The sequence below is a fragment of the Klebsiella scottii genome (assembly GCF_036561945.1).
GTDB lineage: Bacteria > Pseudomonadota > Gammaproteobacteria > Enterobacterales > Enterobacteriaceae > Klebsiella > Klebsiella scottii.
Genome location: NZ_JARXNI010000019.1, coordinates 710,275 through 723,396 on the forward strand (window position 1 = coordinate 710,275; position 13,122 = coordinate 723,396).

12 protein-coding genes and 5 tRNA genes are annotated in these 13,122 nt (G+C 57.8%); 14 read left to right on the forward strand and 3 right to left on the reverse strand.

From position 1 onward, the window contains the following. Positions 1 to 2: 2 nt before the first annotated feature. Genes srlB through srlA form a run of 3 tightly spaced genes read right to left on the reverse strand, consistent with a single transcriptional unit; the run spans position 3 to position 1,910 of the window. On the reverse strand, positions 3 to 365 hold the full coding sequence (srlB, locus tag QFI97_RS07120; RefSeq protein ID WP_346430811.1) for a PTS glucitol/sorbitol transporter subunit IIA: 363 nt from the start codon (positions 363 to 365) through the stop codon (positions 3 to 5). A 13-nt stretch (positions 366 to 378) separates the two neighbouring features. Then, positions 379 to 1,350: a PTS glucitol/sorbitol transporter subunit IIB gene (srlE, locus tag QFI97_RS07125; RefSeq protein WP_346430812.1), complete on the reverse strand. Its 972-nt coding sequence runs from the start codon at positions 1,348 to 1,350 to the stop codon at positions 379 to 381. Continuing rightward, positions 1,347 to 1,910, reverse strand: a complete 564-nt coding sequence (srlA, locus tag QFI97_RS07130) for a PTS glucitol/sorbitol transporter subunit IIC (RefSeq protein ID WP_076946057.1) — start codon at positions 1,908 to 1,910, stop codon at positions 1,347 to 1,349. Before srlA ends, srlE begins: the two co-directional genes overlap by 4 nt. Before the next feature lie 296 nt (positions 1,911 to 2,206). On the opposite strand from srlA, the gene mltB reads away from it, so the two are divergent. From mltB to QFI97_RS07200, 14 genes are all read left to right on the forward strand, one after another. After that, positions 2,207 to 3,283 (forward strand): lytic murein transglycosylase B, encoded by a 1,077-nt coding sequence (gene mltB, locus QFI97_RS07135; RefSeq protein ID WP_346430813.1) that lies wholly within the window; start codon positions 2,207 to 2,209, stop codon positions 3,281 to 3,283. A 215-nt stretch (positions 3,284 to 3,498) separates the two neighbouring features. Next, positions 3,499 to 4,197 carry a metal ABC transporter ATP-binding protein gene (locus tag QFI97_RS07140; RefSeq protein ID WP_370525550.1) on the forward strand — a complete coding sequence of 233 codons (699 nt, stop codon included), beginning with the start codon at positions 3,499 to 3,501 and terminating at the stop codon, positions 4,195 to 4,197. Continuing rightward, entirely contained in the window at positions 4,194 to 5,057 is an 864-nt protein-coding gene (locus tag QFI97_RS07145; RefSeq protein ID WP_095098396.1) for a metal ABC transporter permease, read from the forward strand. The genes QFI97_RS07140 and QFI97_RS07145 overlap by 4 nt, the downstream gene beginning before the upstream one ends. Before the next feature lie 10 nt (positions 5,058 to 5,067). After that, on the forward strand, positions 5,068 to 5,946 hold the full coding sequence (locus tag QFI97_RS07150) for a metal ABC transporter substrate-binding protein (protein ID WP_159236297.1): 879 nt from the start codon (positions 5,068 to 5,070) through the stop codon (positions 5,944 to 5,946). Positions 5,947 to 6,083: 137 nt separating this feature from the next. Beyond that, positions 6,084 to 6,581 (forward strand): nicotinamide-nucleotide amidase, encoded by a 498-nt coding sequence (gene pncC, locus QFI97_RS07155; protein WP_331833993.1) that lies wholly within the window; start codon positions 6,084 to 6,086, stop codon positions 6,579 to 6,581. Positions 6,582 to 6,661: 80 nt separating this feature from the next. Beyond that, positions 6,662 to 7,720: a recombinase RecA gene (gene recA, locus QFI97_RS07160; protein ID WP_095098387.1), complete on the forward strand. Its 1,059-nt coding sequence runs from the start codon at positions 6,662 to 6,664 to the stop codon at positions 7,718 to 7,720. Between the two features lie 135 nt (positions 7,721 to 7,855). After that, positions 7,856 to 8,356 (forward strand): recombination regulator RecX, encoded by a 501-nt coding sequence (gene recX, locus QFI97_RS07165; protein WP_331833990.1) that lies wholly within the window; start codon positions 7,856 to 7,858, stop codon positions 8,354 to 8,356. Between the two features lie 254 nt (positions 8,357 to 8,610). Continuing rightward, the gene (gene alaS, locus QFI97_RS07170; RefSeq protein ID WP_346430814.1) at positions 8,611 to 11,238 is read left to right on the forward strand and encodes an alanine--tRNA ligase; all 2,628 of its coding nucleotides are present in this window, start codon (positions 8,611 to 8,613) and stop codon (positions 11,236 to 11,238) included. Positions 11,239 to 11,477: 239 nt separating this feature from the next. Beyond that, positions 11,478 to 11,663: a carbon storage regulator CsrA gene (gene csrA / locus QFI97_RS07175; protein WP_000906486.1), complete on the forward strand. Its 186-nt coding sequence runs from the start codon at positions 11,478 to 11,480 to the stop codon at positions 11,661 to 11,663. A 324-nt stretch (positions 11,664 to 11,987) separates the two neighbouring features. Beyond that, positions 11,988 to 12,080 (forward strand) — tRNA-Ser (locus QFI97_RS07180). Between the two features lie 4 nt (positions 12,081 to 12,084). Continuing rightward, positions 12,085 to 12,161, forward strand: a tRNA-Arg gene (locus QFI97_RS07185). 194 nt (positions 12,162 to 12,355) lie between these two features. Next, a tRNA-Arg gene (locus tag QFI97_RS07190) sits at positions 12,356 to 12,432 on the forward strand. 95 nt (positions 12,433 to 12,527) lie between these two features. After that, positions 12,528 to 12,604, forward strand: a tRNA-Arg gene (locus QFI97_RS07195). A 225-nt stretch (positions 12,605 to 12,829) separates the two neighbouring features. Continuing rightward, positions 12,830 to 12,906 (forward strand) — tRNA-Arg (locus QFI97_RS07200). Positions 12,907 to 13,122: the final 216 nt, after the last annotated feature.

Genomic DNA, 13,122 nt, shown 5'->3' on the forward strand with positions numbered 1-13,122 from the left:
GCTTAAGCAAAAAATTTCAGTACACAGCCGGGGGCGATTGCCTCCGGTACCGGGCCGGCCACGTGAACCGTCCCCGGAAACTCCGCCACGCGGTGGCCGTCGAAACGCAGCGTGATATGGCCCAGTTCGCGCAGATTCTGTTCCGCCACGTCGCCCACCGCGGTGACCGGGTAGCGCCGATCGCCCAGCTGGAGCTCCGCCCCCGGCGCCAGCGAGCCGACGAGCTCGCCGTGGTTGTGAATAAAGCAGTACTCTTCGATATCCGCCGGCGCGCCCTCGCGGAAGGTAATCAGCATCCGATCCTCAAGCGCCATCTTCGCGCTGGCGCCGATATGCGTAATGGTGGTCTGGTAAATCACGGTCATCTTCAGGAACCTCTTATTGGTAAATAAATCCGGAAACGAACCAGGCTATTAGCACCGTTGGCGCGCCGGTCAGGAAGCGGCTGACCAGCACCGAAGGCACCCCGACGCGCACCGTCTCCTGACGGGCTTCGGCGAGCGACAGGCCGACCGGGATAAAGTCGCAGGCCGCCTGGGCGTTAATCGCAAACAGGGCGGGGAGGGCGAGATGCGGCGGAATATTACCGAGGCCAATCTGCACGCCGATCAGCACGCCGATAACCTGGGCGATAACCGCGCCAGGGCCGAGGAACGGCGACAGCAGCGGGAAGGAGCAGATCAGCGCCAGCGTCACCAGCCCCAGCGGATGGCTGGCGAGCGGCGCCAGGCCGTGGGCAATCCAGTCGCCAATGCCCGAGGCCATGATGATGCCGATCAGCGCCGAGACGAAGGCCATAAACGGCAGGATCGTTTTCAGCACCGTGTCGATGGTGTCGCGCCCGGCCTGGAACAGCACCGCCACCACGGAGCCCATTCCCATACCGACCCTGGCCAGCAGGCCGTCGCTCTGCTCGGTGATTTTTTTACTGGCATCGTAATCGCGACCCGCGGGCTGAAGCGGGGCCGGTTCGTCGGCGCCGGCATCGGCGACGGAGTGGATATTCTCTTCCTTAACGCCTGAGACGTAGATGTCCTCAAGGATATATTGCGCCAGCGGCCCGGACTTGCCGGTGGCGTGGATATTGATGGTCGGAATACGCCGCTTCGGGTAGATGCCGCAGCGCAGGGTGCCGCCGCAGTCAATAATCGCCACGCCGATCTCAGCTTCCGGCGGTTCCCCCTCTTTAAAGCCGTCCACGGCCTGCCAGCCGGTGAGCCGGGCGATCTTGTCGACGATGGCCGGGCGGGTTCCGGCGGTGATATAGACTATTTTTTTGCCTTCGACGGCGTCCAGCTCAAGCGGGCCGCCCCAGCCGCTGGCCCCTTTTTCAATACGAATACGCGTCATGATGCAGCTCCGGACAGATGCACTTTTTGTGCAAGCTGGATGGCCATTTTTTTCTCAAAAATGGAGGTTGTCAGGTCGGTCACCCAGCCGCGGAAGAAGTTGGTTACCAGACCGACCAGCAGATAGCTCACCGCCAGCGGCCCCAGCGGCAGGCCTAGGGTGGTTAAGCCGTTGGCGATCCCGAGATAGACAAACAGCTCGCCGGGGTTGATATGGGGAAACAGGCCGTTCATGGAGTGGCAGCTGTAGGAGGCCGCCGCGTAGTAGCTGGGCTTGTACTTCTCGGGCATAAAGCGCCCCAGGCTCAGGGTCATCGGGTTACAGAAAACGAACGTTCCGATACAGGGCAGCAGCAGGTAGCGGGAGACGGGATTCCCGGCGCAGCGCTGCGCCAGCTTTTCGATCCGCTGCTGGCCGATAAAGTTGATCAGCGCGTTCATGATAACCAGCAGACTGATCAGCAGAGGGAGGATCCCGGTAACCATACCGGTAAAGACCTCGCCCCCCTTCTGAAACAGGCCGATAAACCATTCGGCGCCGTGGGTAATAACTTCAATCATCATTCTCTCCTTTGTAGCGTTATTTTTCTTGCTAACTGGCAGCTGATTTTAATCATTTTGAAAGGTTTAAAAGTGTTAAATTGATCGCAAAATGAAAGATAAATATTTTAATTTGAAAGTTTATTGCCGATGGGATGAAAATTTCACCCTGCAAATTGGCCGGGAAGAGGATCTTCGGGCGGGGAGAGAGGGGGCGGGCAGGACTATTTTGTCCGCGAATACATTGCCGCTTCCTTGTTGACGGCCGCATGCTTTACCATAATTACCCTTTGCCGAATTTGTTAAATGGAAGCCCCATGTTGAAGCGTCGCTATCTGGCATTACTCCCGCTGTGCGTACTCCTCGCTGCCTGTAGCAGCAAACCTAAAGCCACCGCAGTAACGGAGACCACGGGAGGATCCGGTGGCTTCCTGCTGGAGCCGCAGCATAACGTTATGAATATGGGGGGAGATTTCGCCAACAATCCTGCTGCGGAGCAGTTCATCGACAAAATGGTGAGCAAGCACGGATTTGACCGGCAGCAGCTGCACGAAATTCTCTCCCAGGCTAAGCGTCTGGATTACGTCCTGCGCCTGATGGACCGCCAGGCGCCGAGCGGACTGCCGCCGTCCGGGCCGAACGGCGCGTGGCTGCGCTACAAAAAGCAGTTCATCACCCCGGATAATGTGCAAAACGGCGTGGCGTTCTGGAATCAGTATCAGGATGCGCTGAACCGCGCCTGGCAGGTCTACGGCGTACCGCCGGAAATCATTGTCGGTATTATCGGCGTGGAAACCCGCTGGGGGCGCGTGATGGGGAAAACCCGCATTCTTGACGCCCTGGCGACGCTCTCCTTCAGCTATCCGCGACGCGCCGAGTACTTTTCCGGCGAGCTGGAAACCTTCCTGCTGATGGCGCGTAGCGAAAGCGACGATCCGCTGAACCTTAAAGGCTCCTTCGCCGGCGCAATGGGCTACGGTCAGTTTATGCCCTCCTCGTATCGCCAGTACGCGGTGGATTTCAACGGCGACGGGCATATCAACCTGTGGGACCCGGTGGATGCGATCGGCAGCGTTGCCAACTACTTCAAGCAGCACGGCTGGGTGAGCGGCGATCTGGTCGCGGTACCGGCAATGGGTCAGGCCCCGGGTCTGGAGAACGGCTTTAAGACCAATTACAGCGTATCGCAGCTGACGTCGGCCGGCCTGACGCCAACGCAGCCGCTGGGTAACCATCAGCAGGCTAGCCTGCTGCGCCTCGATATTGGTACCGGCTACCAGTACTGGTACGGGCTGCCGAACTTCTACACCATCACCCGCTATAACCACAGCACCCACTACGCGATGGCCGTCTGGCAGCTCGGCCTGGCCGTTTCTCAGGCCCGCGGACAGTAAGCTTTCCCCGAGACTTCCCTCTGCCCGGAGGGGAGTCTGTTACATTTTGCAGCATTTCCCTTCGTTGACGCTGATTTACATTATTCCGCCGATCCAATAGTGTTATGTTATAACATATTGACTGAGGCAAAGATGTTCACTTCTCTTTTTTCAAGCTCCGCCGCGCTGCGCGTAGGTTTCGCCTGCGTCCTGCTGGCGCTGCTGTGGCTGGCGACATGGTGGGCGGTAACCTTGCCATGATTGAACTGGAAAACCTGGTTGCCGGGTATGACGAGCTGGCGATTACCCCGGCGCTGAGCGGCGTTATCGCCGCGGGCAGCCTGATGGCTATTGTCGGTCTGAACGGCTGCGGTAAATCGACTTTATTAAAAACGCTGGCCGGGTTTATTCCCCCGGTGAGCGGCCGCCTGCACTGGCGCGCGTCGCGCCCGGTTATCGGCTGGCTGGCGCAGCGGCATTCGCTGGAATCACAGTTTCCCCTCGTGGTTCGGGACGTGGTGAGCCAGGGCGCGTGGCCGCAGGTCTCGCTTCTGAGCGGACTGCGCGGTGAGCTTCGCCGGCGCATTGACGCGGCGCTGGATCGCGTCGGCCTGGCGTCAATGGCGAAAACGCCGATTGAAGCGCTTTCCGGCGGGCAGTTTCAACGCATGCTGTTTGCCAGGGTGATGGTCCAGCAGGCTCCGCTGGTGATGCTCGATGAACCCTTTACCGGGATCGATGAGTCCACCAGCCGCGAGCTGATGACGCTGATCCTTGAGATGCACCGGCAGGGACAGACCGTGCTGGCGGTGCTGCACGATAATCAGCGCGTCGCCGAATATTTCCCGGAAACCCTGCTGCTGGAGCCGAGGAATGCCCGCTGGGGCGAGACCGGCGACGTGCTTCCCGCCTTCGATTCCGCGAGGCTGGCATGATCTGGCACACCTTCTTTCAACCTTTTATCGAATTCGGCTTTATGCGCCGGGCGCTGGTGGTGTGCCTGGCGCTCTCGCTGAGCACCACCATGCTCGGGGTTTTCCTGCTGCTGCGACGCATGAGCCTGATGGGCGATGCCCTGTCGCATGCGATTTTGCCCGGCGTCGCGGTGGGCTATCTGCTTAACGGCATGTCGCTGCTGGCGATGTCGGTCGGCGGCTTTATCGCCGGCATTGCGGTAGCGCTGGTGGCGGGGTGGGTCAGCCGCCGCACGCCGCTTAAAGAAGACGCCAGCTTCGCCGGGTTTTATCTGGGCTCGCTGGCGCTGGGGGTGACGCTGGTTTCGCTGCGTGGCTCCAGCGTCGATCTGCTGCATTTGCTGTTTGGTTCGATTCTGGCGGTGGATAACGACGCGGCGCTGTTCGTCGCCGGGGTTGCCAGCCTGACGCTGATTTGCATCGCGCTGCTCTATCGCGGGCTGGTGAGCGAGGCCTTTGACAGCGCGTGGCTGCAGGTGAATAACCGCCGGCTGCCTGCGCTACTGCACGGCCTGTTTCTGGCGCTGCTGGTGCTGAACCTGGTGGCGGGTTTTCAGGTACTGGGCACCCTGATGGCGGTGGGCGTGATGATGCTCCCGGCGGTGGCCGCCTGCTGCTGGGCGCGAACGCTGCCCGCCATCCTGCTGCTGGCGGCGCTGATCGGCAGCGCCTGCGCCTGGATGGGGCTCAGCCTGTCGTGGGCGGCGAATTTGCCCGCCGGCCCCGCCATCGTGCTGACCGCCAGCGGGATCTTTTTTATTTCGGTGTTTTTTGGCACGCGCAGCCGGCTGGTGGTCGGCTGGCGCAAATTAATGGGGTAAGGAAAATATGATGAAACGTACCGGGGTAGTTTTAGCGCTGGCGCTGGGCCTGGCGGCGCAGGGGGCGATGGCGAAAACGCTCAACGTGGTCAGCAGCTTTTCGGTGCTGGGCGATATCGTGCAGCAGGTTGGCGGCGAGCATGTTCATGTCGATACGCTGGTGGGCCCCGACGGCGACCCGCACACCTTTGAGCCATCGCCGCAGGACAGCGCTTTACTCAGCAAGGCCGACGTGGTGGTGGTTAATGGCCTCGGGCTGGAGGGGTGGGTCGATCGGCTGATTAAAGCATCGGGATTCAAAGGCGAGCTGGTGGTGGCATCGACGGGCGTAAAAACGCATACCCTCGATGAGGACGGGAAAACGGTGACCGATCCGCACGCCTGGAACAGCGCTGCCAACGGCGCGCTTTACGCGCAAAATATCCTCAGCGGGCTGGTCAAAGCCGACCCTGAGGATAAAGCGGCGCTTGAGGTCTCCGGCAAGCGCTATATCGGCCAGCTCAACGAGATTCACGGCTGGGCGAAGAACCAGTTCAGCGCCATTCCGCAGGCGAAACGTAAGGTTTTGACCAGCCATGACGCGTTTGGCTACTTTGGCCGCGCCTACGGCGTGACCTTCCTTGCGCCGCAGGGGCTGTCATCGGAAAGCGAAGCCAGCGCCGCGCAGGTTGCGGCGCTGATTAAACAGATTAAAGCCGATAACGTGCACACCTGGTTTATGGAAAACCAGCTCGATCCGCGGCTGGTGAAGCAGATTGCCAACGCGACGGGCGCGCAGCCGGGCGGCGAGCTCTATCCGGAGGCGTTGTCAAAACCGGGCGGCGTGGCGGACAGCTACGTGAAAATGATGCGTCATAACGTCGAACTGATTTCCGGCAGCATGAAGTAAAGCGCTATTTTACGGTCCCGGCCCGTCGGGACCGTCCATTTTCACAAGCCCCCTCGTAAATTCATCTCCCGATCCCCATATCTGTGCTGAAAGTGCTATCTTTGATGGCCTCTTTATCTGGCTTAAACGAGGCGACGATGACTGATTCGGAATTAATGCAGCTGAGTGAGCGGGTTGGGCAGGCGCTGAAGGCGCAGGGCGCGACGGTGAGCACGGCTGAATCCTGTACCGGCGGCTGGATTGCTAAAGTGCTTACCGATATCGCCGGCAGCTCGGCGTGGTTTGAGCGCGGTTTTGTCACCTACAGCAACGAAGCTAAATCCCAGATGATTGGCGTCAGCGAAGCGACGTTAGCTGAGTACGGCGCGGTGAGCGAACCGGTGGTGGTGGAGATGGCTGTTGGCGCACTGCGCGCCGCGCGCGCCACCTACGCGATCTCGGTGAGCGGCGTGGCCGGGCCGGATGGCGGCAGCGTGGAAAAGCCCGTCGGAACGGTGTGGTTTGGCGTCGCCTGCGCCAACGGGCAGGGGATCACGCAGCGCGAATGTTTCGCCGGAGACCGTGAGTCGGTGCGCCGTCAGGCCACGGCCTACGCCCTGCAGCTCCTCTGGCAACAATTTCTACAAAACACTTGATACTGTATGAGCATACAGTATAATTGCCTCAACAGAACAGAATTAACTACCCGGTTCCACCCGGCATGACAGGAGTAATAATGGCTATCGACGAAAACAAACAGAAAGCGTTGGCGGCAGCACTGGGCCAGATCGAAAAACAGTTCGGTAAAGGCTCCATCATGCGCCTGGGTGAAGACCGTTCCATGGACGTGGAAACTATCTCCACCGGTTCGCTTTCGCTGGATATCGCCCTGGGCGCCGGCGGTCTACCAATGGGCCGTATCGTCGAGATCTACGGGCCAGAATCTTCCGGTAAAACGACGCTGACTCTGCAGGTTATCGCCGCCGCGCAGCGTGAAGGTAAAACCTGTGCCTTTATCGATGCAGAACACGCGCTGGATCCGGTGTATGCCCGCAAGCTGGGCGTAGATATCGACAACCTACTGTGTTCTCAGCCGGATACCGGCGAACAGGCGCTTGAGATCTGTGACGCGCTGGCGCGCTCTGGCGCGGTAGACGTGCTGGTGGTCGACTCCGTTGCGGCGCTGACGCCGAAAGCGGAAATCGAAGGCGAGATCGGCGACTCTCACATGGGCCTCGCGGCGCGTATGATGAGCCAGGCAATGCGTAAGCTGGCCGGTAACCTGAAGCAGTCCAACACGCTGCTGATCTTCATCAACCAGATCCGTATGAAAATCGGCGTGATGTTCGGTAACCCGGAAACCACCACCGGCGGTAACGCGCTGAAATTCTACGCCTCCGTGCGTCTGGATATCCGCCGTATCGGTGCGGTAAAAGATGGCGATAACGTCATTGGCAGCGAAACCCGCGTGAAGGTGGTCAAGAACAAAATCGCCGCGCCGTTCAAGCAGGCGGAGTTCCAGATCCTTTACGGCGAAGGCATCAACTTCTTCGGCGAGCTGGTCGATCTGGGCGTGAAAGAGAAGCTGATTGAAAAAGCGGGCGCCTGGTACAGCTATAACGGCGACAAAATTGGTCAGGGTAAAGCGAACGCTATCTCCTGGCTGAAAGAGAACCCGGCTGCGGCGAAAGAGATCGAGAAGAAAGTTCGTGAACTGCTGCTGAACAACCAGGACTCCACGCCGGACTTCGCGGTTGACGGTAAAAGCGAAGAAGCAAGCGAACAGGATTTCTGATACCTTCAGGTAATGGTCTCCTGAATAGTTCAGGTTGCAGGGCTGGCAGGGCCAGCGTGCATGCGATTTGAAATAAGACGGGAAAACAAGGGGCTGCTTATGCGGCCCTTTTGCTTTTTGATTATCGAGGTGCTCGTGACTGAATCTTCATCCCGCCGTTCCGGCTACGCCCGCCTGCTGGATCGCGCGATTCGTATTCTGGCAATGCGCGACCATAGCGAACAGGAGCTGCGGCGCAAGATGGCCGCGCCGGTCATGGGGAAAAATGGCCCCGAGGCGCTGGACGTTACGCCGGAAGAGGTCGATCGCGTTGTGGGCTGGTGCATCGAAAACCGCTACCTCGATGACCAGCGCTTTGTCCGCCAGTTTATTGCCAGCCGCAGCCGCAAAGGCTACGGTCCGGCGCGCATCCGCCAGGAGCTGAACCAGAAAGGTATCGCCCGCGAAGAGAGCGAGCGCGCAATGCGCGAGTGCGAAATCGACTGGGCGCTGCTGGCGAAAGAGCAGGCGCAGAGAAAGTATGGCGATCCCCTCCCCACCGTATTTGCAGAAAAAGTTAAAATACAGCGCTTTTTGCTGTACCGCGGCTACTTAATGGAAGATATCCAGGAAATCTGGCGAAATTTTGCAGATTGACCCATCGGGGATTTTACTTCCCCGTAAAGAAAACTTATCTTATTCCCACTTTATTCCGTCCGGCCGCTGGCTGTTTAAAAGGCAATCAGCGCCCAGGACGATTATTCCTTATACACAAAATCATTCACGCCGCATCACGGCGGCAACGGAGTGAGTCCCTGGGGCGTACAAAGGTACGTGACGGAGGTGAACGAGCGCAGCCAGCGTCGAGGCGGCGTGAAGGATGAAGTGTATAGCTTGATTTCAGGATAATTATGAGCAAGAGCACTGCTGAGATCCGTCAGGCGTTTCTCGATTTTTTCCATAGTAAGGGACATCAGGTAGTTGCCAGCAGCTCCCTGGTGCCGCACAACGACCCGACCCTGCTGTTTACCAACGCCGGGATGAACCAGTTCAAGGATGTGTTCCTTGGCCTCGACAAGCGTAATTATTCCCGTGCGACCACCTCGCAGCGCTGCGTTCGTGCGGGTGGCAAACACAACGATCTGGAAAACGTCGGCTATACCGCGCGCCACCACACCTTCTTTGAAATGCTGGGCAACTTCAGCTTCGGCGACTACTTCAAGCAGGATGCCATCAAGTACGCATGGGAGCTGTTAACCGGCGAAAGCTGGTTCGCTCTGCCGAAAGAAAAGCTGTGGGTAACCGTTTACGAAACCGATGACGAAGCTTTCGACATCTGGGCCAACGAGGTTGGCGTTCCGCGTGAGCGCATTATTCGCATTGGCGATAATAAAGGCGGCGCGTTTGCCTCCGATAACTTCTGGCAAATGGGCGATACCGGTCCTTGCGGCCCGTGCACCGAAATCTTCTTTGACCACGGCGACCACATCTGGGGCGGCCCTCCGGGAAGCGCGGAAGAGGACGGCGATCGCTACATTGAGATCTGGAACATCGTCTTCATGCAGTTTAACCGCCAGGCCGACGGTACCATGGAGCCGCTGCCGAAGCCGTCCGTTGATACCGGTATGGGCCTTGAGCGTATCGCCGCCGTTCTGCAGCACGTGAACTCCAACTATGATATCGATCTGTTCCGTCAACTGATCGAGAGCGTGGCAAAAGTGACCGGCGCCACCGATCTGACCAACAAGTCGCTGCGCGTGATTGCCGATCATATTCGCTCCTGTGCGTTCCTGATCGCTGATGGCGTGATCCCGTCGAATGAGAACCGCGGCTACGTGCTGCGTCGTATCATTCGTCGTGCCGTCCGCCACGGCAATATGGTCGGTGCAAAGGATACCTTCTTCTGGAAGCTGGTTGCGCCGCTGATTGAGGTCATGGGCTCCGCTGGCGAAGAGCTGAAGCAGCAGCAGGCTCAGGTTGAGCATGTTCTGAAAACGGAAGAAGAGCAGTTTGCCCGCACTCTGGAACGCGGCCTGGCGCTGCTGGACGAAGAGCTGGCTAAGCTGAAAGGCGACACCCTGGACGGCGAAACGGCCTTCCGCCTGTACGATACCTACGGCTTCCCGGTTGACCTGACTGCGGACGTGTGCCGCGAGCGCAATATCAAAGTTGACGAAGCAGGCTTCGAAGCGGCAATGGAAGAGCAGCGCCGTCGCGCGCGTGAGTCCAGCGGTTTCGGCGCCGACTACAACGCGATGATTCGCGTTGAGGGGGCTTCAGAGTTTAAAGGCTACGATAGCCTGGAGCTGAACGGCAAGGTCACCGCGCTGTTCATCGACGGCAAAGCGGTTGATACCGTCAGCGCCGGTCAGGAAGCGGTTGTTATTCTGGATCAGACGCCGTTCTATGCCGAGTCCGGCGGCCAGGTCGGCGATAAGGGCGAGCTGAAAGGCGCGGGCTTCTCGTTCTTCGTCAGCGATGCGCAGAAGTACGGCCAGGCTATTGGTCATATCGGCAAAGTGGCTGGCGGTACCCTGAAAGTGGGCGACGCGGTGCAGGCCGATGTCGATCGCGCTCGCCGCCAGCGTATCCGTCTGAACCACTCCGCGACCCACCTGATGCATGCCGCGCTGCGCCAGGTTCTCGGTACGCACGTGGCTCAGAAGGGCTCTCTGGTAAATGACAAAGCGCTGCGCTTTGACTTCTCGCATTTTGAAGCGATGAAGCCGGAAGAGATCCGCGCGGTTGAAGATTTAGTCAATGCGCAAATTCGCCGCAACCTGGCTATCGAAACCAACATTATGGATATCGATGCGGCTCGCGAATCTGGCGCCATGGCGCTGTTCGGCGAGAAGTATGATGACCGCGTTCGCGTCCTGAAAATGGGTGATTTCTCCACCGAGCTGTGCGGCGGTACTCACGCTTCACGTACCGGCGATATCGGCCTGTTCCGCATCACCTCCGAATCCGGGACAGCTGCGGGCGTGCGCCGTATTGAGGCGGTGACCGGTGAGGGCGCGATTGCGAGCCTGCATTCCCAAAGCGATCTGCTGGGCGACATCGCACAGCTGCTGAAGGGCGATAGCCATAACCTCGGTGACAAGGTACGCTCCGCGCTGGAACGTACTCGCCAGCTGGAAAAAGAGCTGCAGCAGCTGAAAGAGCAGGCGGCAGCGCAGGAGAGCGCAAACCTCTCCAGCAAAGCGGAAGAGATTAACGGCGTTAAGCTGCTGGTCAGCGAGCTGGTCGGCGTTGAGCCAAAAATGCTGCGTACTATGGTTGACGATCTGAAGAACCAGCTGGGTTCAACGGTTGTAGTGTTAGCCACGGTTGCGGATGGTAAGGTTTCTCTGATTGCCGGTGTGTCTAAGGATGTGACAGATCGCGTGAAGGCAGGGGAGCTGGTTGGTATGGTCGCTCAGCAGGTGGGCGGCAAAGGGGGCGGTCGTCCGGATATGGCTCAGGCCGGTGGTACCGATGCGTCTGCTCTCCCTGCTGCGTTAGCCAGTGTGAAAGGCTGGGTAAGCGCAAAACTGTAATAACTATAAACGCATAGGTGCCGTGATCTTCGGATTACGGTATCTTGCAAGAGAAGCACTGATAACGATAAAGTCGGGTTGAAGTTGTGTATATCGGCTAAACTTAGGTTTAACAGAATGTGATGCCATGACTGCGTTACGCCGTGAGGCGTTTGTCATCGCTTACTTTTTGGCGTTATATGATGGATAATGCCGGGATACGAGAGACCCGACTCTTTTAATCTTTCAAGGAGCAAAGAATGCTGATTCTGACTCGTCGAGTTGGTGAGACCCTCATGATTGGAGATGAGGTCACTGTGACAGTTTTAGGGGTTAAGGGTAACCAGGTACGTATTGGCGTTAATGCCCCTAAAGAAGTCTCCGTGCATCGTGAAGAGATCTACCAGCGTATCCAGGCTGAAAAATCCCAGCAGTCCAGTTACTAAGGCTTTCGCGCCTCGCGATTTCGTGAGGCGCATCCCACAGCCAGTCGATTTCTCTCTATTTTCTACTTCAGACGCCTCTCTTTTCCGTTACTTGCCCATCGTCGGCTATCTTTATTTTTTGCCCGTAGCAGGCCGTAAACCCTGAATTTCTGTTGATTAAACGCTCTTTTTGCCGTTTTTGCAGGCTGATTGCGCGGTAAGTGTGCAAACGGAAAAAAGGTCTCGAAAAATTGTTTGACTTATAAGTACCAGAAAGTAATATGTGCGCCATCGCAGCGACGAAGAGCAGAAACAAGTTCTTCGAAGCACTCGAAAGAGGCGTGTGGTGAGGTGGCCGAGAGGCTGAAGGCGCTCCCCTGCTAAGGGAGTATGCGGTCAAAAGCTGCATCCGGGGTTCGAATCCCCGCCTCACCGCCATTTTGCATCCGTAGCTCAGCTGGATAGAGTACTCGGCTACGAACCGAGCGGTCGGAGGTTCGAATCCTCCCGGATGCACCATCTTCTCTGAGATAACAGCCATTCTGTTGTTTCATGGTCTGCGAGATAATCGCCAGTACCCGGGAGGATAACGTCGCATAAGCGACGGCCCGTAGGGCAAGCACAGTGAGTCATCCTGCCGGATGCACCATCTTGTGAAGTGTGGCAATGGTTAATTTGCGGCGCTTGCTGGTAGTAAAGAAGTTCTCCCTGATGCATCCGTAGCTCAGCTGGATAGAGTACTCGGCTACGAACCGAGCGGTCGGAGGTTCGAATCCTCCCGGATGCACCATCTTCTTCGAGATAACAGCACTCTTGTTGTTTCATGGTCTGCGAGATAATCGCCAGCGCCAGAGAAGTTAACGTAGTAAAGAATTTCCCCCTGATGCATCCGTAGCTCAGCTGGATAGAGTACTCGGCTACGAACCGAGCGGTCGGAGGTTCGAATCCTCCCGGATGCACCATCTTCTTCGAGATAACAGCTATTCTGTTGTTTCAAGGTCTGCGAGATAATCGCCAGTACCAGGGAGGATAACGTCGCATAAGCGACGGCCCGTAGGGCGAACCCAGTGAGTCATCCTCCCGGATGCACCATCTTCTTCGAGATAACAGCAATACTGTTGTTTCATGGTCTGCGAGATAATCGCCAGCACCAGGGAAGATAGCGTAGTAAAGAAGTTCCCCCTGATGCATCCGTAGCTCAGCTGGATAGAGTACTCGGCTACGAACCGAGCGGTCGGAGGTTCGAATCCTCCCGGATGCACCATCTTCTCCTGAACTAACCCCAACATTATTGCTTCATGGTCTGCGAAAAAACCGCCAGCACCAGGGAGGATAACGTCGCATAAGCGACGGCCCGTAGGGCGAACCCAGTGAGTCATCCTCCCGGATGCACCATCTTCTCCTGAAATAACCCCAACATTATTGCCTCATGGTCTGCGAGACAATCGGCAGCATCATCTCCTCCCGGTTAGCCAATTTT